This window comes from Paraglaciecola sp. QJM3NY_14 (genome assembly GCF_056173245.1).
The window spans coordinates 2,683,570-2,707,531 of the sequence record NZ_CM149664.1; the positions used below are offsets into that span (position 1 = coordinate 2,683,570).

Annotated in this window: 14 protein-coding genes and 2 tRNA genes; 7 read left to right on the forward strand and 9 right to left on the reverse strand. The window is 43.8% G+C overall.

What is annotated here, in order from left to right; genetic code table 11:
- Positions 1-10 precede the first annotated feature (10 nt).
- Genes AC0VYA_RS11265 through AC0VYA_RS11275 form a run of 3 tightly spaced genes read left to right on the forward strand, consistent with a single transcriptional unit; the run spans position 11 to position 3,261 of the window.
- Positions 11-721 carry an ABC transporter ATP-binding protein gene (locus AC0VYA_RS11265; protein ID WP_041713726.1) on the forward strand — a complete coding sequence of 237 codons (711 nt, stop codon included), beginning with the start codon at positions 11-13 and terminating at the stop codon, positions 719-721.
- Positions 714-2,021: an ABC transporter permease gene (locus AC0VYA_RS11270; protein ID WP_475491063.1), complete on the forward strand. Its 1,308-nt coding sequence runs from the start codon at positions 714-716 to the stop codon at positions 2,019-2,021. The genes AC0VYA_RS11265 and AC0VYA_RS11270 overlap by 8 nt, the downstream gene beginning before the upstream one ends.
- 13 nt (positions 2,022-2,034) lie before the next feature.
- The gene (locus tag AC0VYA_RS11275) at positions 2,035-3,261 is read left to right on the forward strand and encodes an ABC transporter permease (RefSeq protein ID WP_475488305.1); all 1,227 of its coding nucleotides are present in this window, start codon (positions 2,035-2,037) and stop codon (positions 3,259-3,261) included.
- Between the two features lie 26 nt (positions 3,262-3,287).
- Here the strand turns inward: AC0VYA_RS11275 and AC0VYA_RS11280 are convergent, their stop codons facing one another.
- The 6 genes from AC0VYA_RS11280 to AC0VYA_RS11305 form a co-directional block, all read right to left on the reverse strand.
- Positions 3,288-4,196, reverse strand: coding sequence for a DUF7281 domain-containing protein (locus AC0VYA_RS11280; RefSeq protein WP_475488306.1), 909 nt, complete (start codon positions 4,194-4,196; stop codon positions 3,288-3,290).
- Between the two features lie 5 nt (positions 4,197-4,201).
- Positions 4,202-5,476, reverse strand: a complete 1,275-nt coding sequence (locus AC0VYA_RS11285) for a hypothetical protein (RefSeq protein WP_475488307.1) — start codon at positions 5,474-5,476, stop codon at positions 4,202-4,204.
- Positions 5,473-6,096 (reverse strand): condensin complex protein MksE, encoded by a 624-nt coding sequence (locus tag AC0VYA_RS11290; protein ID WP_006991898.1) that lies wholly within the window; start codon positions 6,094-6,096, stop codon positions 5,473-5,475. The genes AC0VYA_RS11285 and AC0VYA_RS11290 overlap by 4 nt, the downstream gene beginning before the upstream one ends.
- Positions 6,093-9,794 (reverse strand): ATP-binding protein, encoded by a 3,702-nt coding sequence (locus AC0VYA_RS11295; protein WP_475488308.1) that lies wholly within the window; start codon positions 9,792-9,794, stop codon positions 6,093-6,095. Before AC0VYA_RS11295 ends, AC0VYA_RS11290 begins: the two co-directional genes overlap by 4 nt.
- Positions 9,795-10,734: 940 nt before the next feature.
- A tRNA-Met gene (locus AC0VYA_RS11300) sits at positions 10,735-10,811 on the reverse strand.
- A 1,043-nt stretch (positions 10,812-11,854) separates the two neighbouring features.
- Positions 11,855-11,931: transfer RNA gene (locus AC0VYA_RS11305), tRNA-Met, on the reverse strand.
- Positions 11,932-12,341: 410 nt separating this feature from the next.
- Here AC0VYA_RS11305 and AC0VYA_RS11310 point away from each other — a divergent pair.
- On the forward strand, positions 12,342-14,633 hold the full coding sequence (locus AC0VYA_RS11310; protein WP_475488309.1) for a putative bifunctional diguanylate cyclase/phosphodiesterase: 2,292 nt from the start codon (positions 12,342-12,344) through the stop codon (positions 14,631-14,633).
- Positions 14,634-14,832: 199 nt separating this feature from the next.
- Here the strand turns inward: AC0VYA_RS11310 and AC0VYA_RS11315 are convergent, their stop codons facing one another.
- From AC0VYA_RS11315 to AC0VYA_RS11325, 3 genes are all read right to left on the reverse strand, one after another.
- The gene (locus AC0VYA_RS11315; RefSeq protein WP_475488310.1) at positions 14,833-16,368 is read right to left on the reverse strand and encodes a methyl-accepting chemotaxis protein; all 1,536 of its coding nucleotides are present in this window, start codon (positions 16,366-16,368) and stop codon (positions 14,833-14,835) included.
- A 290-nt stretch (positions 16,369-16,658) separates the two neighbouring features.
- Complete coding sequence (locus AC0VYA_RS11320; protein ID WP_475488311.1) at positions 16,659-17,654, reverse strand: response regulator; 996 nt, start codon at positions 17,652-17,654, stop codon at positions 16,659-16,661.
- 36 nt (positions 17,655-17,690) lie between these two features.
- Positions 17,691-21,023 (reverse strand): MHYT domain-containing protein, encoded by a 3,333-nt coding sequence (locus AC0VYA_RS11325; RefSeq protein ID WP_475491064.1) that lies wholly within the window; start codon positions 21,021-21,023, stop codon positions 17,691-17,693.
- 239 nt (positions 21,024-21,262) lie between these two features.
- Here AC0VYA_RS11325 and AC0VYA_RS11330 point away from each other — a divergent pair, with 239 nt between their 5' ends.
- The 3 genes from AC0VYA_RS11330 to AC0VYA_RS11340 all read left to right on the forward strand — a co-directional run bounded on the left by AC0VYA_RS11330 (position 21,263) and on the right by AC0VYA_RS11340 (position 23,900).
- On the forward strand, positions 21,263-21,730 hold the full coding sequence (locus AC0VYA_RS11330) for a hypothetical protein (RefSeq protein WP_011575050.1): 468 nt from the start codon (positions 21,263-21,265) through the stop codon (positions 21,728-21,730).
- A gap of 191 nt (positions 21,731-21,921) precedes the next feature.
- On the forward strand, positions 21,922-22,593 hold the full coding sequence (locus AC0VYA_RS11335; RefSeq protein ID WP_475488312.1) for a response regulator transcription factor: 672 nt from the start codon (positions 21,922-21,924) through the stop codon (positions 22,591-22,593).
- Positions 22,593-23,900 carry a sensor histidine kinase gene (locus AC0VYA_RS11340; RefSeq protein WP_475488313.1) on the forward strand — a complete coding sequence of 436 codons (1,308 nt, stop codon included), beginning with the start codon at positions 22,593-22,595 and terminating at the stop codon, positions 23,898-23,900. The genes AC0VYA_RS11335 and AC0VYA_RS11340 overlap by 1 nt, the downstream gene beginning before the upstream one ends.
- Positions 23,901-23,962: the final 62 nt, after the last annotated feature.

Here is a 23,962-nt window from a genome sequence, read left to right on the forward strand (position 1 = left end):
AAGGTGAAGTATGTTAGCAATGAATAATATTGGTAAGGTCTTTACTACTGATGTAGTGCAAACCCATGCACTCAAAGATTTTACTTTACAGGTCAACGAAGGGGATTTTCTGGCCGTAACCGGTACCTCAGGCTCAGGTAAAACCACATTCTTAAACGTGGCAGGTTTGCTAGAAACGTTCGATAGCGGCGAATACACTCTTGATGGGCAAGATATTCAGGGCTTGACCGACCGCCAGCGCAGTCAATTACGCAATGAAAAGATAGGCTTTATTTTTCAAAGCTTTAATCTAATTCCCGATTTAAATTTATTTGATAATGTAGACGTGCCTCTGCGCTACCGTGGCTTTAATACTGCCCAGCGTAAGGAGCGAATATTGAATAGCTTAGAGCGAGTTGGCTTAGGCAAGCGTTTAAAACATTTCCCTGCTCAGTTATCAGGTGGTCAGCAACAGCGAGTCGCTATCGCTCGGGCGCTAGCAGGCTCACCACGATTTTTACTGGCCGATGAGCCAACAGGTAACCTAGATAGTGAGATGGCAAAAAGTGTGATGGCGTTGCTACAAGAAATCAACCAAAGTGGCACCACTATTATCATGGTCACTCACGACCAAAGTTTAGCCCAGCAGGCTCAGCGACAAATAGTGGTGCGCGATGGCCGTGTGTGTGACTCAAGTACATCAAGCACTTCGCCCCAAGCAGACAGCGTTCAACGTGTTTAGCTATTACTGCCGCTTGGCAATAAACAGTATTTTTCGCTCTAAAGTACATAGCGCGTTAACCATGCTAACCATCGCCTTGGGGATCGCAGCTTGCACTATTACACTAACGCTTGTTACTAGTATGTCAGCAAACCCAATAGCCCATAAAAGTGCACAATTATTTCGCGTTCAACTGGATAGCTGGGATCCGAATCAAGCCGCTGTGGCGCCCAACCTTCCCCCCGAACTTGTGACCTGGACAGATGCCAATAATATCGTACAGGCAAAATACGCTAAGCGGCAAAGCGCCAGTGCTATTACTTGGGGTATGGTGAACCCTGCAAAGCAAGGTTTAACACCTTTTTTGGCGGTGATGCGCGTGACCAGTAAAGACTTTTTCCCTATGTTCGATGTGCCGTTTATTTACGGTGCGGGGTGGGATGAAAGTGCCGAGCACAATAATGATTACGTGGTTGTACTGAGTAAAGAGACTAACCAACGGGTGTTTGATGGCGCTAACTCCGTGGGGCAAACCTTGACCATGCTTGGTGCCACCTTTACGGTTGTTGGCGTTTTAGACGACTGGCATCTTTCACCGAAATTTTACGACATGTCTTACGGTGCATTTAGCGACCCTGAAGAGATGTATCTCCCGCTGGGTTTAAAAGCGGAATTCGAATTGCCCCACGGCGGCATAACCAGTTGTTGGAAGGCAGTGGAAAGTGAGCGCTACGATGCATTTTTGAATTCGGAATGCGTCAATTTTCAACTTTGGGTGGAGCTTGATGATCCTAACGAGCTGCCCAAATTCAGTCTCTTTTTGACAAACTACGTCGAACAACAAAAGTCTCTGGGCCGCTTTCCGCGCCCGATTAACAATCGCTTGTTAAACGTAGAGCAGTGGCTCGATTACAAACAAGTGGTTAAACAAGATGTGCAAGTCATGTTTTGGCTGTCATTAATGTTTTTGCTGGTTTGCCTAATCAATGCCGCAAGTTTACTCAGTGCAAAGCTACATGCCAAGCACAGTGAAATAGGCCTGCGCCGAGCCCTTGGCGCTAATTTTGGCCAAATTGTTATGCAGTATTCACTAGAAATTGTATTAATAGGTTTTTGTGGCGGCGTATTGGGTATCTTTTTAGCAGTAGTTGGCTTGCAAGGTGTTGCTGCACTTTATGCCGGATACGGCCATTTAGTTCACTTGAATATCACCATCGCCAGCGGTGTAATTGCATTAGCAGTGTTAGGCACTATCGTAGCCGGCCTTGTGCCCGTGTACACAGCGTGCAGGCCGATGCCCGCCATGCAAATCAAGCAATAAGCAGATCATGTAGATGAACGTATTTCTTAATGTAGGTCCAATCTTTCGCGCCTTAACCCGGCAGCGTTTCAGCGCTATATTAGTTGTCTTTCAAATAGCAATTACCATGGCCATCATCACCAATGGTTTAGCAATAACTTGGGATCGTTTCAGTCATATTGAACGCCATACTGGTATTGATGAACAGCACACCTTCTTTTTGACCAGCTCTGGTTTTACGCGAGACTTTAACCCTAGAGCGACAATTGAAAATGACTTGAGGCTCATTCGCGCCACAGATGGTGTGATTGACGCAGTGCAGACCAATTCGTTTCCTCTGTCTGATAGCGGTAACTGGTATGAATTACAAACCAGCACCGATAAAGACGCTGCGCTCATCCCTGCAGCTAGTTACAAGTTTGATGAGCATGGTATTAACACCTTTGCTTTAACGCTAGTGGCCGGCGAAAATTTCAATGAGCAAGATACCCTATGGCTTAACGAGGCGGACAGTAAATGGCCAAGTCACGTATTGATCAGTAAAGCCACAGCGACGGCATTATTCGGTGAGTCAGATTGGCAAAGTGCGGTAGGCGAAACAATATATGTCAATCAAAGCACGGCTATTGTGGTCAAAGGCATAGTCGAACAATTGCATGCGCCTTGGGTCGAATGGCAGCACGTTGAAAATAGCATTATCTCCCCTGCCCGAGTGACCCATAACTCAGCACGCTATGTGATCCGTACCCATGCCAATAGATTAGATGATCTGATGCAAAGCCTGTCAGCAATACTCGCTAAAGAAAACACTCAGCGCGTCATACGTAAAATAAAGAGTATTCAACAAGCTAAAAACGAAATTTATGCCGCAGACATTGCGACTGTGAGCATTCTATTAGTCGTGATTATTGTATTAGCATTTGTGACCGCCATGGGGGTAGCAGGCTTGGCCAGTTTTAATATTGATAAGCGTCGCCAGCAAATTGGTATACGCAGAGCCCTGGGGGCAAGTAAACGACAAATTTTGCAGCATTTTATGCTTGAGAATGCATTGCTTTGCGCTATTGGCGCTGCTCTTGGCGTTGTACTCACCTTGGTGTTAAACATCTTTCTTGTTTCACAGTACGCACTTATCCCCTTGCCTATTTTCTATTTACCGATAGGCATATTTATCATCTTTGTGATCAGTCAATTAGCGGTGATTAGACCCGCAGTGCGCGCAATGAGCGTATCACCCGCCATGGCGACCAGAAGTATATAATTTATTGGCTGATCAATGGATATTACTCAACACGGATAAAGCACCAATGCCGTTTGATACATCATTTGCTGGCGCAGGCCTGCACGCTGCTGCTGCATAACCGACAACAAATGTTGCCATTGTTGTGGGCAGTGCAGCGATAAATTTGCTAGAAATTTGAGTTGTACATCTGGGTAATGTTGTTTAACTAAATGTGATGTTAGCCAATCTATTTTTGGCATTAAAAGATGGGAATATTGGCCCGATAGCGCAATACGCAAACCCGCTAAATCGAAATCGCCAAAATAAATCCTTGGGCAACGGGGACGCGCGTGTCGCCATTGTTCGAGCAACGCCTTAGTACCGCTGCTGTGTTCACTGTCACCACGGTAAATAACCAAAAGCTTAGCTAGTTCTTGCGTCACCTGCCCTTTAAAGCGATGCCAATCATTAAAACTATCGCGGTTTTCGATGACCAGAAGGTTGTCGAAATCCGCTAAATTCACCCTAGCTAAATCCAGTTCTACATTAACCTGCTCACACGGGTAAAACTGCTGATTAAACGCGTTGAGTGTTTGCATGTCATTTGATAACAAAGGCGCTTGATTAGAAAGCGCACACAGCACTAACGATTGCGTGGGTTTTATTCGTCCTTGCTTTTCATCAGTGCTTTTTAAGGCTGCACTTTGATGTGTATCCTCGCTAAAATCAGCAAAAATATCCTCACCCACACTCAACAAATAATTGTCGCGTATGGCCTCAATGCCATGACGAGTAAAACGGAAGTGCTTTTGCTTATTTAACCATTGCCCAGGCTGAATAAATTCTTGCTCGCACCAGGCCATAATATGGCTGACTGTGGCTATTTTGCTGGTGCGGGTCTGCTCATCATGCAATAAAGCAAAGTACTGTTCTTTGAGCAGCAGCTTGGCCTTAGGCATCAATGCGTCAGTCATAAATGCTAGCTCGCGGCCTGAAAATCACCGAAGAAACGCATGCCTAATTTAACATCTTGGATAATGTGCAGGTGGTTAAACGGACTCTTGCGCGCGCTGTCTTTTTCCAGCATGAAGCTTTGCTTATTTTGTTGCGGTAGGCCTTCGTATTCAGCCACAATCTGAAACAGCCACATTTCAGGCTCCCACGAAAGCTCATTCTCGGCGAGGTAATCGACCCCGCTGATCGCCGTGCTGCTCTCAATGACATGCAAGAAGAAATCTTCAACATCTTTGGCCAACTGCTTTTGCTCTGTGGCCACCAAATCTTGTACTGACGTGGCAAAGCCTTGAGTTTGCTTTTCTGAATGCGACTCAGGCACTAGATCTCGTGGGATAGCTCGTGCAATTTCAGCCAGTGCATAACTGTCTTGTGGCTTATCAAGGGCAACAAATGCTTGCGCAATGATACCGTGCGCTTGATTGATCACAGCGGGTACTTGACTGCGGTTTGGGTAATCCCCGACTTTGAAATTTGGGTGTTGACGTAAAAACGCACTCATTCGATTGACCAACAAAGCGCGCTCTTGTTGATGACGGAAACGCGCCATTAACAACACCAAACGTTTTTGTACTTCCAGCAAAGAGCCCGAATGCTCGGATATACGCGCTTGTAGCTGACTCACGAGGAGTTTTCGTAGGCCGCCGTCACTGCCAGCAAGTTGAATTAAATCATCAAAGCTAATGATTTTGAATCCATCGAGAATACGTCTTAATTGACGCTGCGCTAGTTCAATTTCAAGAATTTTATCATCTAGACTGCTGACAAAACCAAACTCGGTATTAAGCCTATGCCAGAGGCTTTCAATGGCATCGCCAAACTGCCCAGTCATGTCATGTACCCGCTCAGTCAGCAGTTGCATATGATGCTCACTTGCTGCGTAGTCGCCTTTTTGCCTAGCGGCTTGCAACGACTGCACTCGGGTATGAATTAAGTCTAAATGTTCGCCCACATCAGAGTTGATCTGGCGTTTGCGCTCATCTTGGGTTAACCCAGCGATGAGCTCATTAACATTAGGGCGTAAACTCAGGGGTTGCTGCTCATCTGGGCGCCATAAAATACGCCCATTGATTAATTTTTCAAGCGCCTGTTGGCTAAAGCTGCTTTCATCCACATGGCCTTGCAAATAACCTTGCATAAGGGCTTCTGCATGTTTGCCAATCAGCTCTAGGCGCTCTTTGCCCAGTTGAAATAACGGATTGCTCTGGGCATTACTTTTGCCTTCGTTGATGTTGCTCAAAACATGGCCTCTTGCTCAGGGGCATCTTCGTCAATGGGCACATTTTCTTCGTCTTTTATAAAGCGCACTAATTCGATAAGTTGCTCGACTTTACCGGTCACAATATAAAACAAGCGGTCTTTATGGGGCTGATAGATGTAGCCCAATTCTTTGATGCGCTTAAACACTTGCTTGATCTGCATATCAGCTTTGTCACTGGTGGACTTAAAAAGCTTGTCGTTAGATAACTGCCCTAACCGCTGAATAAGGGATTGGTTATCTACCACTTTTGATTCAAAGTCTTGCAATTTGATGGTGTCACCTGCACTAAGAGCACCATCGCGACCCATGGCTTCTTGCACCAATTGCATCCATTCGAGCATGGGTAACAATGATTGCACCGTCGCATTGAATTGTTGACTGAGTTGCTGCCGCGCTTGTTGATTAAGATCGCAATAGGCTAAGAAGTACACGGCGCCGTCTTCACTTTTTGCCACGCGGCGATTGAGAGGGCGCAAAAAATGATTCAGATCTTCAACCAGTTGTTCGTTTTGCAGTTTATGAAAACTGTGCTCGTCAGTCACCGCACAAATAAACTCGCCTTCAAGTAAACGCTCGAGTAATGGGCCATTTTCTATCATGCTGTCACCTGTGGTTTTTCGTTATCTGCTGTGTGGTTAGCATTGCTGCTGGATAGGCTATTTTGTTGCAAGCGTTCAGCAATACGACTGAGCTTAGGCTCTATCTTCTCAAGGCGTTGGCGCTGCTTATCGATTAAGTATCTGTGTTTAAACAGCATCAATACATCAGACTCAGGGTTAGGAAACGCCCCTAAAATATTGATGTAATTGGTATCACAGGCAGCGAACAGCTTTTCAACGTTGTGATAGGCAAGCGTACCAATTTCATCGATAGGCCAATGGATATCAATATTCGCTTGGTTTCTTAGCAAACGCGTAAAAGCCAGTAAGAACTTACACAAAATCAAATACGCCATACCGTGACTGGATGACTCCAGTAATTGCCTGTCATTTTTGATCACCAAATCTGAGCCGCCTTCATTTAGGTGCAGCTCTAATCGCAGCAAAGACTCAATGCTGTAATTGGCATCGTTTGGCAGCACTTCAACCACATCCGCTAAAGTATCTAAGTAGGTTTCACTGGGCAAAAAGGCATCGGATTTATTCCAGCTATCATACTGCTCGGCAAAGCGTTTAAGAGGAGTCCAGAAATTCAGTTCATCCACGGTGGAGATAATTTTTACCTCTGAGCGGGCAATCCCATCTAGGGTCAAATCATCTGATACTTCGTCGGTGAGGCGTTTACTCTGCAGTGAGATCTTACGGTTAATATCGCTAAACACAGTAAAGAATTTATTTAGATCCCCGCCTATGGTTTCACCCTGCTCAACGATTTGTCGCTGACGAGAAGCTAAAATACTCAACAAACGCTGCAAAATAGGTAGGCGGTCACGCACGTTGGCATCTTCATCAAGCACGCTAAACGCTTGTAGCATGGTATCTAAAAAGTCTTTGCCGGCATCTTTGCCGAGATTCGCTTCAAACTCTGACAAAGCCTCTTTAAGTTTTTTCTCACCGCGGCTGCGACTCTCAAGCGCCTCGGTACAGCGACTAATACGCTCGGCTTGATCGCCTAAATTAATATCGCTTTCATCATTCGCTTTAAATGAAAAGGCAATATTGGCTAATTGGCGCACCATAGGTTCAATTTCGGTGATCAATGCACTGCAGGCCGATAAGCGTTTTTCAATCGCTGACAAGGCTTGGCTTAACTCAGTGCGTTTGTTTTGGTATTGACGTTGCAGCGTACTTTGTTGCTGAGTTAGTTGCTGTGCAGATGCTTTAAGCTCGGCTTCTTGCTCAAGTAACATTGGGCGTTGTTTCAGCCAATCTGACTGCATAAATGCTTTATATTCGTTTAGCTCTTCGCGGCGACTGGTTACCGTTTGAATTAAGCTTTTTAGGCTTTCGGTTTTCTGTTTGAGTGCCTTGAGGGTATTTGGGTCGATATCTTTGTTAGCAAGCTCTTGGTTAAATGCCTCTTCAAGCTGTTTAATTTGCTCACGATTTTGCTGACGTTTTTGCTCAACTTGCTTTTCTAATTCATCTATTTGCTCATCAAGCACAGCCACTTCATCCTGCCAACCAGATTTAAATTCAAGCAGCTGCTCGTCGTAATCGGATTTAAGCAAGGCAATGGCGTCAGCTTTTTGCTCAAGTATTTGCTTTTTCTCTTGAAGTAACGTGTCTAGGGCCGCTTGTGCTTGTTGACGACGTTTTTGTAGCGCTATTTTGAGCTCGTCTGAGTAACGCTGCTTAGCGCTTTGGGCGTAACTGACTTCTTGCTCAGCTTGCTCAAAGGCACGATTGCGCTCTGCGACTACTTCGCGCTGCATTTCAGCTTCTTGATGCAATTGATCAAGCTCTGCTTCAGCGCTTTTTTGTTCTTTTTCGGCTGCTAATAAGTGTTTTGTTGCTTGCTCAAGCGCCACGCGCAATGCGGTTTCATCTTGGGCATAAGCGGGGGCATCAATCACTGAGGTATCTAATTGCACACCCAATAAATGTTGTTCGTCTGAGGTCTCTACTAACTTAGGGGAAAGATCTTTTCGCTCAAGCAAAGGCTCAACAATCAATTTCCCTATGGATTGCTCCCAACCGGGTTTATTGTCTCGTAAAAATTGACGCAGGCTGTCTTGCTCAGGGGAAAGCTGCTTATGCAATTGTTGTAGATGATCTTTACTTTGGCGGGTAGCAAGACGGGCTCTGTGCAGCGTTTTGTCAGCTTCATCACGTTTGTGCTGGTACTGCTGATGCAAAGCTTCAGCTTGTTTTTTAGCACCAGAGCTTTGTTGCCATGCTCGCTGGGCGAGCTCTAAACGTTTATCGGCCAGCGCCCCATTTTCCATTTCTTCATCGGTGGCAGAAGCATGCTTCGCTTGGTGCTCTTGGCGCACAATACTGCGCTCAACGTCCATCAGCTGTTGTTCAAACTCTGACCCTTGCTGCTCTTTACGCTGCTCGAATTGGCTGCGCAGAGCGCTTTCTTTTTCATGATGGGTTTGACGAACAGTTTCTTTTTGCTGCCTGATGACCTTCACGCTTGCCTGATTTTTACGAGATAGGCGCTCTAATGACTCAGATAATTTAAATTTCTGCTGCTCAAGTTGGCTTTGCAGATCTTTGTGTTGCTCTATGAGTAAGTTGTATTGCTCTAACGTTTGCTCGTATTCTTCCCGCGTTAGGGGTAATGCATCCATGTCTTTTTGCAGCTGTTCTATATCTGAGTCTTGGTACTTTTCGTACTGCTGCTGCAGGTGATCTAAACGAGAGGATTTGGCGGATAATTGCTCGTTGGTTTCACTGAGCCGGCTGTTCAGTTCGCCTTCTGCTTGCTCGAAGATATCTTTTTCAGCGCGTTGCTGGGTTTTATAGCTGTTCTTCTGTTCCTGCCCATCGGCTTTTTCTGTGGTTAGGTGCTGTAAGTCTTGTTCCAGTAACGGCTTCAGTAATAACAATTGCTGTTCAATGACATTGAGCTGCTCTGTTTGCTCCTGAATTTTTTCGTAATCACCCTGCATGCTTTGCAAACGCATGGTTTGGCGCATTTGGGTGATCCACTCACGGGCTTTGGTGTTTTTTACTGTCGTGGTGGGTTGTACTAAACCATCTTCTTCGAAAATGGCAGCCAGCATAGTACGCAGAGTATCCATCTTGCCTTCTTTAGCATGTACCGCACTGACTAGCTTTTCCATGTGGCGTATACGATGCGCACTAGACACCAAGCTGTATCGGCTTGCCAGTTGTCTTAACTTGGTGTTTTCACGCCCTGTTCCACCCACACTGGCATCGTTTTGAATAATGCCGCGAAACTCACTGGTGGCTTGAATTTTATGAGAGAAGTCTATTTGTAGTTGCCTGAGCTGCTTGATCCATTGATCTGGCAGCATCGCTTGTGCTTCGCCGTTTTCCATTTCAACAAGAATCTGCTCGCTGTTATAAGGCGCATCGATAAGACGATACTGCACCCCATCACTGCCTTTGCGCGTTAACACCACCTGACATTCTTGACCGTCTTCGCGCTGATATTCGTAAATTAAATAGCTATTGGCGTGGGGCAAATAGAATTCATCGAATTTTTTACGGGTCTTGGGCACCACTTTACTGGGCAGCTCGCCATAAAAAACGGGGATCAGGCGTTGCAAAGTGGTTTTACCCGATGCATTGGTGCCACAGATGTTACTGTGACCAGATACGTCAAGTTCAACAAAACCAGGAAGGTGACAATTAATTAGAATGATGCGGTGTAACCCAGGCATAGACGTCCTTTACTCAGGGGTAGAAAACATAAGCCAAATACATTGGCTAACTTCGTAACCCTAAATTTTACCTAGATTTATGCCGCTTGAATACCTTGAATATGAGTGGATTAACAAAGCTTAGTGATTAACGGATAGGGTTATAGACAGTGCGGATAAAAATTCGCGTTCTAACATGTGCGCTTATCTGTGCAAATATCGACTGCTTTAATGTGTCAAAGCACGCTAGGTGTGAACCGTTAGCGTTTAGTTCATCTCAAGCTTGCAGTTCCTATGACCTTTCACGAGGGAAAAGACCGATCCCGAGGCGAATTTGTTTTGGCTTTTACTTATTGAAATAGTAAGAATTAATTCTGAAATATCGGTTGGTTGCGGAGCAGGATTTCAACCTACGACCTTTCGCGGATACGAAGAGCTAGCCCAGAGGCGAATTAGCTTTTGATTTTGGAAATATAAGAATTAACTCTGAAGTATCTGTTGGTTGCGGGAGCAGGATTTGAACCTACGACCTTTCGCGGATACGAAGAGCGAGCCCAGAGGCGAATTAGCTTTTGATTTTGGAAATATAAGAAATAAACTGAAGTATCGGTTGGTTGCGGGAGTAGGATTTGAACCTACAACCTTTCGCGGATACGAAGAGCTAGCCCAGAGGCGAATTAGCTTTTGATTTTGGAAATATAAGAAATAAAACTGAAGTATCGGTTGGTTGCGGGAGCAGGATTTGAACCTACGACCTTTCGCGGATACGAAGAGCGAGTCCGAGGGCAAATTAGCTTTTGATTTTGGAAATATAAGAAATAAAACTGAAGTATCGGTTGGTTGCGGGAGCAGGATTTGAACCTACGACCTTTCGTGACTATGAAGAGCGAGTCCGAGGGCGATTTTTCTTTTCGCTTTTGATCTTAGATGAGATTGTACGAGTCAACACTGAAGTATCGGTTGGTTGCGGGAGCAGGATTTGAACCTACGACCTTCGGGTTATGAGCCCGACGAGCTACCAGACTGCTCCATCCCGCGTCCGATGTGGTGCAATATATAGAGACGTTCAGCGCAATACAAGAGAAGTTTTACTTATTAATACTGACTGCTGGTTTATCCCGCAGTTCGTGCTTATTTTAAGCGTTTAGCAGAAAATAACTCCGTTGATAAAGACCACGCCTGCTGCTACTAAAAGTTAATCATTACCAAAGAGCTCTCACACCTATCACCCACATCAATTTAAAACACCTTTCAATCAACTCTTATACTGTTTATACCCAAATTTCAGTGAGGATCGCAGATAAGGTATTTGATGTGTTTAACGATATGCCTTTATATCGATTAGTTTGGAATGTGAATTACGTTCTAACAACTCCAGGGGTCTACACAATTTCCCCCCAAGGTTTTGTTGTTTGTGTAAGCAGGATTTGAAACATTGGGCTTTCGCGGATACAAAGAACGAACCCAAGGGCGATTTAATTTTGGCTTTTAACTTTTTGAAATAGTAAGAATTAATTCTGAAGTATCGGTTGGTTGCGGGATCAGGATTTGAACCTAAGACCTTTCGCGGATACGAAGAGCGAGCCCGAGGGCGATTTTGCTTTGGGAAATACAAGAAATAATTCTGAAGTATCGGTTGGTTGCGGGAGCAGGATTTGAACCTAAGACCTTCGCGGATACGAAGAGCGAGCCCGAGGGCGAATGTGCTTTTTTTTGACTTTTTTGAGAATAAATCTAGAGGTATCGGTTGGTTGCGGGAGCAGGATGTGATCATACGACCTTTCGCGGGTACGAAGAGCGAGCCCGAGGGCGAATGTGCTTTTTTTAATTTTTTTGAGAATAAATCTAGAGGTATCGGTTGGTTGCGGGAGCAGGATTTGAACCTACGACCTTTCGCGGGTACGAAGGGCGAGCCCGAGGGCGAATATGCTTTTTTTAACTTTTTTGAGAATAAATCTAGAGGTATCGGTTGGTTGCGGGAGCAGGATGTGATCATACGACCTTTCGCGGGTACGAAGAGCGAGCCCGAGGGCGAATGTGCTTTTCTTAATTTTTTTGAGAATAAATCTAGAGGTATCGGTTGGTTGCGGGAGCAGGATTTGAACCTACGACCTTCGGGTTATGAGCCCGACGAGCTACCAGACTGCTCCATCCCGCGTCCGATGTGGCGCACTTTATATATCTTGATTGGCTATTGCAAGTACAATCAACAACGATCTGTTTAAATGGTCACTAATCATACAAACGGAACATTTTTTAAAGCAATATATAAATTCAGACGGTTCGTATACATTTTTTGAATGCTTTCTTGTGCCAGTCGCGCCTATTAAAAATAGCCCATGAAGTTACGTACTTAATTTCTGTAGAGATACAACAATTACTCGTGTGCTCATATGCTGTACTAGATGCGATTACAACTCATTACAAAATTTTCATTTTGTTACAAATTACTTTTTTAATCGAGCGTTTTATTTACCATCACCTCTATAAAATGTGAATGATAATCAGTAACATAGTCGAAAATTCAGTGTTGTAACCAAGTACTACGTATAGTTGGTCAGGATTTATATGTCTTTCATCGCTCGCCTTAAGTTACAACTTAAAGATTATTTCTATCTACAAGATGACTATTCCCCCTTAGCCAGAGTCGAAGCTTGGCGCATAAGCTCGCTCCGCATCATGCTCGTTTCGATTTTACTCTTGTGTTCTGTGTTTGTAATTCAAAGCGCCTGGCAAAGTGTGACAGAAAGAATAGCCTATGTTATTCCCATGTCCCTTACCTTTTATATTGCATTGACCGCTATGCTTTTCATCTCCCGCCGTCACTATTACTTGAGTTCTTGTGGTTTGATTGGCTTAATAGTGTTGGCAGCAATCAGTTTCAACGCCACCCAGAACAATCAAACCTTATCTATGCTCGGCCCTGTCGTCATGTACTCTACGCCATTTGTTGCTTTTATTTTATTAGGCTGGAAGGCGGGATTGTTTTGTATTTTTCTAAACTTTTTACCACTGTATATTTTAATAAACCAGATTTCATTAGCAGATTATTTCACCCCTTTTCCAGTACTAAAACATGCTAATTATTACTTGCATGTCATCTTGTTCGTTTTTACCAATATTTGTATTCCGTTGGCCATCGCTCGAGCGAGTATCGCAGCAAAGCGAGGTAACCAATTTAACATTGAGCGTAATCAAATACTCACTAGCCAAAACCAGTTATATCACGCTCTTTTTGTTGATGCTCAGACGGCGAAAATCATCGTTGATAACAAAAGAAATATTATTGAAGCCAACGACGCTGCTATCTCTCTTTTGCGCAACAATTTGCCTAAACAGTTTATCGGGGAACGAGTCGACAGCATTTTTCCGGAATTATCAGAACAAAATGACAAACTAGTTGTTAATCGTACTTTAGGCGCAAAAATGAAAGTACTCGAATTGAGTGCTCAGTCGATAAACGATGAGTTACACACCTTGATAACGATTCAAGATGTAAGTGCTAAAGCATTACTTCACAAGACTTTGGCGGTGCAAACCCAAGCAAGACAACGCCAGAAGCTATATGACGAGAACATTGGCTTGCCGAACCGACAATGGTTAGAAAATAAACTTTCAGCCAATGCGGCGCAATTCAATACTGTCATTTCGTTATGTGCGATTAGAATAAACAATGCTCACTTTATTGAACAAAAATACGGTTTCTTATATTTGCCAAAAGTGCTTAAAAGACTATCAACGATATTAAGTGAACAAATAGGTGATCGTAGTTGTATTGCAGTTCTTGATAAACATAGTTTAGGTTTCGCGATTTCCATTCTGGATGATGCAATCATCAAAAGTGCAATGCAGCAAGTGGTTTCAACACTCCCTAGAAGTATAGTGTTTGATGAAATCACCATACACGTTGATTGTAAGGCTGGTGTAGCTACTCATCAAATAGACGAAGATGTAAGCCAGTTAATCAATAACGCGCTGCATGCGGTGACAGATAATGACGCGGTGATAAACTATTATGAAACTGGCAGCCAACAGCGTTTCATTGAACATCAGGAAATCAGTATTTTACTTAATGAAGCGCTATCGAACGACGAATTATACGTGGATTACCAGCCTAAAGTGCGCGGCGATGGCACCATCATTGGTATGGAAGCGCTGCTGAGGTGGAATTCCCCCATCATTGGTGGCGTATCCCCAGGGGTATTTATTCCTATCGCTGAGCAGTCTGGTTTAGTGTTGAGACTCACCCGTTGGTTAGTCAACCACGTATGCATGCAGATAAGGCAATGGGAAGACGAAGGGCTGGATATTGTGCCTGTTGCGATTAATATTTCGGGCCCCGACCTAGATCAGCCTGATTTTAAAAAGTACCTAATTAATTGTGTAGTTGAACAGAACATCAAACCTCACTTCATCGAGCTTGAATTGACTGAGTCGGCCAAAACCCGAAATATCCCCGACGCCATAGCCACAGTGCAGTATTTAGCAAGCTTTGGATTCTGTATCACCTTAGATGACTTTGGTGTGGGCTACTCTGGTTTATCTAAATTAACCAACTTCCCAGTACAAAGAGTAAAAATAGACCGCCAGTTTATTACTAATATTCAAAGTGATGCTAAAAATGCGCAAGTTGTCGAAGCTATTGTGGCTATGTGTAAGGTGTTTAAGATTGATGTGTTAGCTGAAGGCGTTGAAGACCTACGAGAAGTAGACTGCCTATTAGAAATGGGGTGTAAAAGTTTTCAAGGTTTCGCATTCGCCCGACCAATGAGCAGACAGAGCATCGCAAAATTGATAGATAAGACGCAAATGCCAAACGTAAAGCTGCCATTACAACGTAAAAATATGATTAACAATTAATCCTCTGCCTTAAAAGGCAGCCTTGTTGAGGCAATTACATTTAGTGAAAGCTGACCTGCCCAATTCAGAATAATTAAAATAAGTTCATTCGTGCCACTTACTCAAATTTTTGCTTAATATCCAGTACGCTGGTCCAACTGTGATTAAATCATTCCTATCGAACAGCGTTCAATGCTCATAGGAATGATTACAGGAACAATTAACCGAATGTTAGACCCATTGCAGCGAGTGCTTTAGAACGCATTGATATGGATTGTGCCTCCTGCTCTACCCTTTCCACTTGTTCAAGATTATGTTTAGAGGCATCACTGATATTAGTAATGTTCGAACTGATACTGGCTGCGGTTGAACTTTGCTCGTCAGCGGCTATGCTCATTTGACTAGCTGATTGTGCGATATCACTCACATCGTCATATACTTTGTTCACCAAATCTTGAGTTTGTCTTGTTTCTTCAACGCAAGACTCTGCCGCGTTCTTCCCTTCATCTAACGTCTGTGACCACGTTAATAAAGTGCTTTGTATTTCTGAGACCGATGTCTGAATTTGAGTCGTCGCATTATGCGTTCTGCTAGACAAAGCACGCACCTCATCTGCTACAACTGAAAACCCTCTTCCGTGCTCCCCTGCTCTAGCTGCTTCTATGGCGGCATTTAAGGCAAGCAAATTAGTTTGGTCGGCAATCCCTTGAATCTCTTGCATAACATCATTAATGCGATCAGCTTCTTCTGCTAACGATGCCGCAGAGCCAGCAGATTTAGCCACATCAGTGGCTAAATCGCCAACTTTGTTCATGGTGTTTGACATAGCATCTGTTGCTTGGCGGCAATCTTGGTGAACACTGGTCACTTTTTCTGATGTGTGGCTAATATTACGAGTCACTTCATTGATGGATGCCACCATTTCCTCAACCGCAGTGGCGACTTGAGTTAATTCATATGCTTCATCTTCTACGCTTTTCTTCGTTCTCATCACGGCTTGCTGTAAAAACTTTACACCCGCATCTAAGGATGAAGTGCTATCAACCACTCGTCCGAGTATGGTGCTCACTTTCCCTTCTTGCATTTTCAATGCAAAAATACTAACCCCTGCGATCCCATCTGATGCGAAAATGGCACGGGAGACACTGTCATATTGAGCTCGTAGAGATTTTGCGTGGCGCCGCACATAAAGCAACTCCCCCTTAAAAATGACATAAGGTAGAGGAAAAAGGAACAGAGCAAAAAATGGAGACACAAAGGTTAATGCAATGAACACTGTTGCTAAAAAACTATAGAGCATGTCTTTGGCGCTCCATTTATCATCGAACCAACCAAATGCATTGCCCCCTTTATTCAATTTGGCATACAGTTGCTGCGCTTTCTTTTTGTAAGACCCGATAAGGTGGGTTCTTACGGACTGGTATCCCTTGAGTTCACCTTCTTCAAAAACAGGCGTAACGAACGCATCGACCCAATAATATCCACCTCCTTTGCACCGGTTTTTTACCGCTCCTCTCCATGCTTGTTTTGCCTTGAGTTTTCCCCACATGTCAGCAAATGCCGCTTTGGGCATGTCTGGATGTCTAACTATGTTGTGGTGTTGACCAATCAACTCTTCGCGAGAAAAACCTGAAACGTGACAAAAGTGGTCATTCACATATTGAATAATGCCGTTAGTGTCAGTCGTTGATACTAATTCTTCCCCAATTGCTACAGATACTTCACGCTCAATACTATCGTTCTGCACTTTACTCATGTTAGCTCCTTGCTGTAGCGTCTAGTGATAATCAGTGCCTAAGGATTGATAGGAATTCATACACTCACACTCATTTCTTTGTTTCTATCTGCATTTATAGTGGGTATCGACAAGCGACTCAAAAACTATACTAAAGTCTATGTTATTTTAAAGGTTATCAATAGGAAAGATGTCTAAATGGAAAATGAAGTGACGTTTCGTTAAGTCATTAAAAACAAAAATTTAATCATATTAAAAGTCAGTACAAATATTACTAAAACATTTAACCGGTCATTTACTGACGTAGTGGTTTATTCGTCTTGCCAGCGGTGCTTAATTTCTAAAATTTCAGGCAAGCAACCTTTAAATAAGGCAACAAGAGCGGGATCAAAATGCTTACCACTTTGTGCATGAATGAAATCCACTGCCTCTTGTACGGGCCACGCATCTTTGTAAGGTCGTTTGCTTGTGAGTGCATCGAACACATCAGCTATGGCGACGATACGGCCTTCTAGAGGAATATCTTCTCCCTTTAACCCATTCGGATAGCCTGTGCCATCCCATTTCTCATGATGTGTTAGTGATACCGTTTTCGCTAGCGCAATCAGATCTGAGTCTGAATCACCCAGTATTTCAGCACCGATTTCCGGGTGCGTTTTCATAATGGTGAACTCTTCATCGGTTAATTTTCCCGGCTTGAGCATGATGCTATCCGGAATGCCGATTTTACCTATGTCATGCATGGGCGCTGCGTGCAGTAAATTGTCGGCAGCGGTTTCGGTCAAACCATAGGCCAACGCCATAATTTTAGAATAATGACTCATGCGCAAAATGTGGGTGCCTGTTTCATTATCTTTGTATTCTGACGCCCTACCCAAACGTTGGATCACTTGTAAACGGGTTCGCCTTAACTCATCAGCTTGTACTAAAGATAAATGCGTACGTACTCGCGCCTTAACAACCGCTGGTGAAACCGGCTTAGTGATGTAATCAACTGCACCGACTTCGAATCCTTTGGCTTCATCAACTTCGTCATTTAGCGCAGTAACGAACATGACCGGAATCGCTCTTGTCTGTCGGTTATCTTTGAGACTTTTACACACTTCGAACCCTGTCATACCGGGCATCATGACGTCTAATAGAATTAAATCGGGTAAATCCCGCTCTACCAAGCGCAGCGCTTCTTCACCACTTTTAGCAAACGATAATCGGTATAGATCGCCAAGGATCCTCTTTAGTACTCTTAGGTTAGCCGGCTCATCATCGACGATAAGTACTTTTTGCTTGGTATTATGCTCACTTAACATGGTGTAAATTCATTCTCTTAATTCTTTGGACGTTTGTTACGACAGACTCGACATACTCAGCTGTTGTAATTGATGAACAGCTTGTTCAAATTCAAAATCATCTAATGCGTTTTGTATGCTTTTGCATCTATCCAATATAGTCTTATTTGCACCGTCAACCAGTGCTTGTGCTGTCTCTTCGTCGTATTCATTGTTTTGCGCTGAAGTTATAAGCGTTTCAATAATATCGACAAGCTCTTTTTTACTGAGTCTTTCATGGTTGTCTAGCTGAGAGTCTGTATCCGCTCCAACTTGCTGGGTGGCCAGGTAGCTATTTATTGCACCGAAGGCGCTATCGATATCTTTAAACACACTACCAAGATCTTGTGTGTTTTTTATCATTGCGCAGCGCTCTGCATCACTGATTAAATCGCTCAGCTGGGTTAGCGCTAGATTGCCGCTCAGCCCTTTAAAAGTATGCAGCTTGGTTTGTATTTCCTGCCAATTAGGAACCACTTGTATGCCCCCTAGTTCAACAATATTACTTTGGTTGTTTTCCATGAACGCTCTAACTTCTTTGAGCCAAACGCTCTTATCACCCCACAAACTGATCCCCTGGCGTTCATTTATTACATGTGAATCGTTAGAATTGACCTTATTAGGTTCTTCAATTTCACAGCTTAAATCGACTCCCAAAGCTTGGGCAATTTCTACATTTAAAAGCTCTATATCAACGGGCTTATTGGCAAATCCATCCATCCCTGCGTCTAAAGCAGCTTGTTTGTCCTCGGCTAATACGCTGGCGGTAAGGGCAATGATCGGCAAATAGGGCAAACTTTCAGTCTGCTCTTGTTTACGCCGCTCTTTTGCAGATGTGAGGCCATCCATGATGGGCATCTGAATATCCATCAATACAAGGTCAACCTTTTCGCTACGCATCCTAAGCAGTGCCTGTTTACCATCGCGAGCCGTCACAACCGTATGTCCTTGACGCTTCATTAACAGTGACAGCAGGTCGATATTTTGTTGAATATCATCAACAATCAACATAGTTAAAGGGGGTAAAGTACAGCGCTGATAAATCACGTCCATTGACTCATCAGATTTAGGCGGCGCGAGAGGCAAAGAAAACGAGAAACAGCTTCCTTTGCCAAACTCACTGGCTGCCGTTATTTTACCGCCCATGAGTTCAACAAGTTGTTTGCTGATCGTCGTTCCAAGGCCAGTGCCTCCAAAACGCCTACTCATACTGGCATCGGCTTGTCCAAAGGCATCAAATACCAAGGCTAGCTGCTCTGGCGTCATCCCTATACCAGTATCACTTACCGAGAAGTCAATACAGCCACTCGGTTTTACGCCTATGTTGATATCAATTCCGCCCTCTAAGGTAAACTTAATTGCGTTGCCAACTATATTGGTCAGAACCTGGCGGATCCTGTCCGGAGCGCCGTGAAATTGATTCTCCACGGTTGGATCAATATTGACATTCAGATACAAATTTTTGTTGCTTGCACCAAGCCAAAGCGTTGAAACAACCGAGTCAACTTCTTCTATTAATGAGAAGTCGCGCATCTCTAAATCAAATTTCCCTTTGTCTAGTTTGGCGCTGTCTAAAATGTCGTTCAAGAGGTGCAGCAAGGACTTTGCAGATTTATTTATTGTAGTAAGGTGCTTTTTCTGGTCAGGCTCAATTGCATCATCTAACAAGATGTCACTGAAACCTATGATCGCATTCATCGGGGTACGGATCTCGTGGCTCATATTGGCTAAAAAAGCAGCCCTCGCAGAAGCAGCTTGTTCAGCTTTGTCCTTGGCTAAGAGTAGTGATTGTTCCATTTCCTTACGTTCGGTGATATCCATGATAAAGCCATCTAGCCATCGTTGCCCTGACTCCTCGTCATCAACATGTGTACCATAACCAAGCAACCAACGAATATCGCCCTTTGCATTGTATATACGGTATTCCAGTTGAAATTCCCCATGGGGAAGTACTTTTTGCGTAATATCCGCAATATCGTCTGGGTGAACATGTTCATAAAAATGGCGCTTGGGATCAGGCGAGATGTAATCTTCCGCTGGATAACCTGTTATTGATTCAACCGCGTCACTGATAAACACCATGGGCCAGTTTTCCATATTCTTGCAGCGATAAGCAATACCTGGAATATTGCTGATCAAAGAGCGAAATTGTGCTTCGCGTTCGCGCAGTGCTCGCTCCATTTCGATGCGATACCGCAAGTCGGACATAAATGCCACGAAATGACTTTCTTTATTTAACCGAACATGACCTATTGCTAAACGTATCGGGATCAAACTGCCATCGAAGTGCTTAATAAGAGCGTCTCTTCCTCGACCTAAAGCATGGCCATTGTCCTGAGTACGATCGATAAGGTACTGATTAAATTCGTTGATATTCTCCTTTCTTATTAACACGCGCACATCTTGTCCAATGATGTCGTCAGAACGACAACCGACTAACTGGCAGAATGCGTCATTGGCGCTGTCTACAATGCCGTTACTGTCAAACCCTAACACCCCATCCACTGACGTGTTTATGGTTGCACGCAACCGTGCTTCATTTATTCGTGCTTTCTCAGTCAACTCTTTATATTTAAGCACCATGTTTGAGGCCAGTACGAGCACGATAATCCCAATGGTAATAAGCGCCACAGTGAAGCCTAAATATTGAGAAATGTACGCGCTTTGACTTGAAAATTCGAAACCTGGGGGGCGAACAAATCGTGCGGCTGCCATGCCTATATAATGCATGCCTGAGATAGCTAACCCCATAACGATTGCGGAAATGACGTTACGGTAAACTTTACCGTAACGCATAGTATCCATGAAGGTCAGCCCGAAGCGGATCCATAGCGAGAGCATTGAAAATACCACGGCAAAAACTATAGAGAGCGCGAACGTACCCAGGTCGTAACGCAGTTTTGGTGCCATTTCCATCGCACTCATGCCTACATAGTGCATAGTACCGATACCTGCCCCCATCAGAATGCCGCTTACCAGCAAACGATTCACAGAAACTGTTTTACGGGTGATGGTCGTCAGCGCAACCCAAGACGCTAAAATACTTGGTAGAGTTGAGGTAGCCGTGAGGCCAGCACTGTAGGCAATAGGTGTGCACAAAGAAAACGCCAACATACCGACGAAGTGCATCGCCCAAACTCCCCCGCCTAAGGCTACACTGGCTACGAGGGACAAGATCCTTCTTTTAATAACATTTTCCATGTAAGCACTTTGAGATGCGACGAGCATTGCCATGAATGACGCAAAAATCGCCAAACAGACTGATACAATAACCAACATCAGGTCAAATTCGCCTACGATCAGTAAATTGTCGTCTACGGGCGCAAACATTGTTTTTACAGCTTCATACATAAATATCGGACAGATAAAAAGGACAGAATAGATGCTTAAGGTATCGACTTTTAACCCAGTAACACCAGCTTTAATTTTGATAATGGTATGAAAAACCATATCTTTACACAATGGCAGTGAGAAAGATGATAAAATTTCCCACTTTCTAGATGAAAAGTATTTAAAATCTGCTGCTTAGAAATTTACCATGATCCGTAAATGAGGCAGGCTTATTTTATTTCCCAGATTACCGGAACACTATGCAACATTTCGAATACCAACAAAACAAACACAAACTTCAGATACTCAAACGGCTTTACATTCCTTTGGCATTGCTGTCATTAGCAGGTTTTTACATCGCCTGGACGTTAACGCAGTTTTCATCACAAGAACTTTGGCTCATTGCACGCAGTGCGTTGGTGGTGTTAGGTCCAATTGGACTACTTGTCATTGCACTGTTCACCTTTCATTATTGGATAAACCAGTGGCGCCAAACCGACTTTCCTTCGTTAACAATTGAGGATACACATTTATGTTTAAAAGACGGTGACGTTCACGAGATAGTGTATTTCGATAAGATGCACAGCATACGCTTAGTAAAGTCTGGCTCTACCCGTGAGGCGATCCAAATTATATTGCACAGTGGGCAAAGCATATTGATCCACAGTAACTTCCCTATCGAGCCAATTAAAACGCTGCTTAATGACCTACTTGATTGCAAGCTATAAGCTGTTAACCCTGCCTTAACCTTAAACGTCATAAACTATCGGTGTATTTTACTCATCACATCAATATGTTTTTGTGAGTAAGCCAGTCAATTGAGGTCGTTTGTTAAACGATCACCCTCGAATAATCCCGAGGGTTGGCTGTGCTAACATTCGTAAAACTTTGTTTAATGTGTCACAAAAGAGCCACCAACATGATTAATGTATTACTGGTTGAAGATGACATCGATTTAGCCAGCACCGTTGTCGACTACTTTGAACTTGAGTCTATGCAATGTGACCATGCCAGCAATGGGCTCATGGGTTTACATTTGATTGAACGCCAATCATATCAAGTCATCATCTTGGACATCAATATGCCCAAGATGGATGGTATTACCTTGTGTAAACGCATGCGCGAATTAGGTATTGATACTCCCGTACTCATGCTAACCGCTAGGGATACGCTGAATAATAAGTTAGAAGGGTTTCAAGCTGGTAGCGATGATTATTTGGTTAAACCATTTGCGATGCAGGAGCTGATAGCTCGCATTCAAGTACTTGGGCGTAGACGTAGCGGTGAAGTAAAGCGCTTATCGGTGGGCGACCTTAATTTTGATTTAACCCAGCGTATTGCTTCATTCAAGCAACACCCTCTCAAACTCTCCCCCACTGCGCTTAAAATTCTCGAGGTCCTCATGCGTGCCAGCCCGCAAACCGTTACTCGGCAAAAGATTATTCAAAGCGTTTGGGGGGACGATCAACCAGACAGCAATAGCTTAAAAGTCCACATTTATCACTTGCGTAAACAGCTCGATGCTTATGAAGCATCGATTACGTTAGATACTGTCGCCAGTGTCGGCTTTGCAATAAAAAAGAAAGCATAATGAAAAACGCGATGAAGATCCGCCCAAGCTTAAAACTGTATTTTTTTATCACTATGGTGTTACTCGGGTCCGTCATGACAATCGGTCTATCGATGCTTACCGTCAATTATTTTATCGATGGGTTGGACCGCGGATTAAATGGCGTTATGCGCGAATTGGTTATGACCACAGATGTACAGGATGGCCAACCTGCGAATTTCGCAGACTTTCAGATTGCGAGTCGTTGGCAGGATACTCCCGCTATAATTCAGCAGCGTTTTGATTCTCCCCCCATAGAGGAAAACGAACTATTAAAATCGAAAGACCAAAAATCGTTCTTTTCCTTACCCAATAATCTGTATTTTATCGCTATGATCCGCAATCAAGCTGGCGAACCGCGCTACATTTCTAAAATTATGTTGGATAAATTTAAACCTCAGCATAAAGCTAAGCCACTACTGTCAAGGTTTTACTGGATCATTATCACAGCAGTCTTAGTCATTACTATGTTTGCATGCTTGCTCATAATTCTGATGCGCAAAGTGGCTAAACCAGTGGAGTCACTTAGAGATTGGGCAAAAGCACTAAACCATGAAAACGTGCAGCTTCCCCCGCCCGATTTTACTTATAACGAACTTAACACCCTCGCCATTATCATCCAAAGTAGCCTTAATTCAGTCAATGAAAGTTTAGCCAGGGAGAAGACTTTTTTAAGTTACGCCAGTCATGAATTGCGCACGCCCATTTCTGTTATTCGCAGTAATGTTGATTTATTGCGGCGACTATGTGGCCAGACCCAGATGACAGAGAAACAACAGATAACCTTGGCACGTATCGAGCGTGCAGGCCTGACCATGAGTGACTTAACCGATACCCTATTATGGTTGAGCCACAATGATGAACAACCCGTGCCAATGGAGCGGGTTCAACTCGACGAAAAAGTGCAGCAGTTGTCATCTGAGTTGGTATATCTGTTAAATAGCAAGGAAGTAGATGTAAACGTCCAAGTGGAGAAATTTGCGTTTAATACCGCCCAGACGGCCTGTCACATTGTGTTGAGCAATCTAATTCGAAACGCCTACCAGCACACGCAGCAAGGTACTGTTGATGTAATTCAAAAAGGGAGTAGCGTCATTATTATCAATACCGCTGCACAAGACGAGAACACGGAAAACATACCGAATCTAGGAAAATCGACTAATTCTCTGGGTTATGGACTGGGTTTACAATTAAGCGAAAAAATCATCCATAGACACGGTTGGCAATATGAGGTGACCGATCAACCAGGTTGTTACCAGGTCAAAGTCGATTTTCAAGCTGCCAAGTAGGAGAAATTTGTATTTCTAGGTCATACTAAAGATCATGTTTACATGGGGTTACCGTTTAAGTA

What these genes read in the sequence shown, in the direction of transcription:
- AC0VYA_RS11330 (WP_011575050.1), top strand. Translation starts at nt 21,263, where the DNA reads ATGCAACATTTCGAATACCAACAAAACAAACACAAACTTCAGATACTC.
- AC0VYA_RS11335 (WP_475488312.1), top strand. Translation starts at nt 21,922, where the DNA reads ATGATTAATGTATTACTGGTTGAAGATGACATCGATTTAGCCAGCACC.
- AC0VYA_RS11310 (WP_475488309.1), top strand. Translation starts at nt 12,342, where the DNA reads ATGTCTTTCATCGCTCGCCTTAAGTTACAACTTAAAGATTATTTCTAT.
- AC0VYA_RS11275 (WP_475488305.1), top strand. Translation starts at nt 2,035, where the DNA reads ATGAACGTATTTCTTAATGTAGGTCCAATCTTTCGCGCCTTAACCCGG.
- AC0VYA_RS11340 (WP_475488313.1), top strand. Translation starts at nt 22,593, where the DNA reads ATGAAAAACGCGATGAAGATCCGCCCAAGCTTAAAACTGTATTTTTTT.
- AC0VYA_RS11320 (WP_475488311.1), bottom strand. Translation starts at nt 17,654, where the DNA reads ATGTTAAGTGAGCATAATACCAAGCAAAAAGTACTTATCGTCGATGAT.
- AC0VYA_RS11280 (WP_475488306.1), bottom strand. Translation starts at nt 4,196, where the DNA reads ATGACTGACGCATTGATGCCTAAGGCCAAGCTGCTGCTCAAAGAACAG.
- AC0VYA_RS11290 (WP_006991898.1), bottom strand. Translation starts at nt 6,096, where the DNA reads ATGATAGAAAATGGCCCATTACTCGAGCGTTTACTTGAAGGCGAGTTT.
- AC0VYA_RS11325 (WP_475491064.1), bottom strand. Translation starts at nt 21,023, where the DNA reads ATGTATGAAGCTGTAAAAACAATGTTTGCGCCCGTAGACGACAATTTA.
- AC0VYA_RS11295 (WP_475488308.1), bottom strand. Translation starts at nt 9,794, where the DNA reads ATGCCTGGGTTACACCGCATCATTCTAATTAATTGTCACCTTCCTGGT.
- AC0VYA_RS11315 (WP_475488310.1), bottom strand. Translation starts at nt 16,368, where the DNA reads ATGAGTAAAGTGCAGAACGATAGTATTGAGCGTGAAGTATCTGTAGCA.
- AC0VYA_RS11265 (WP_041713726.1), top strand. Translation starts at nt 11, where the DNA reads ATGTTAGCAATGAATAATATTGGTAAGGTCTTTACTACTGATGTAGTG.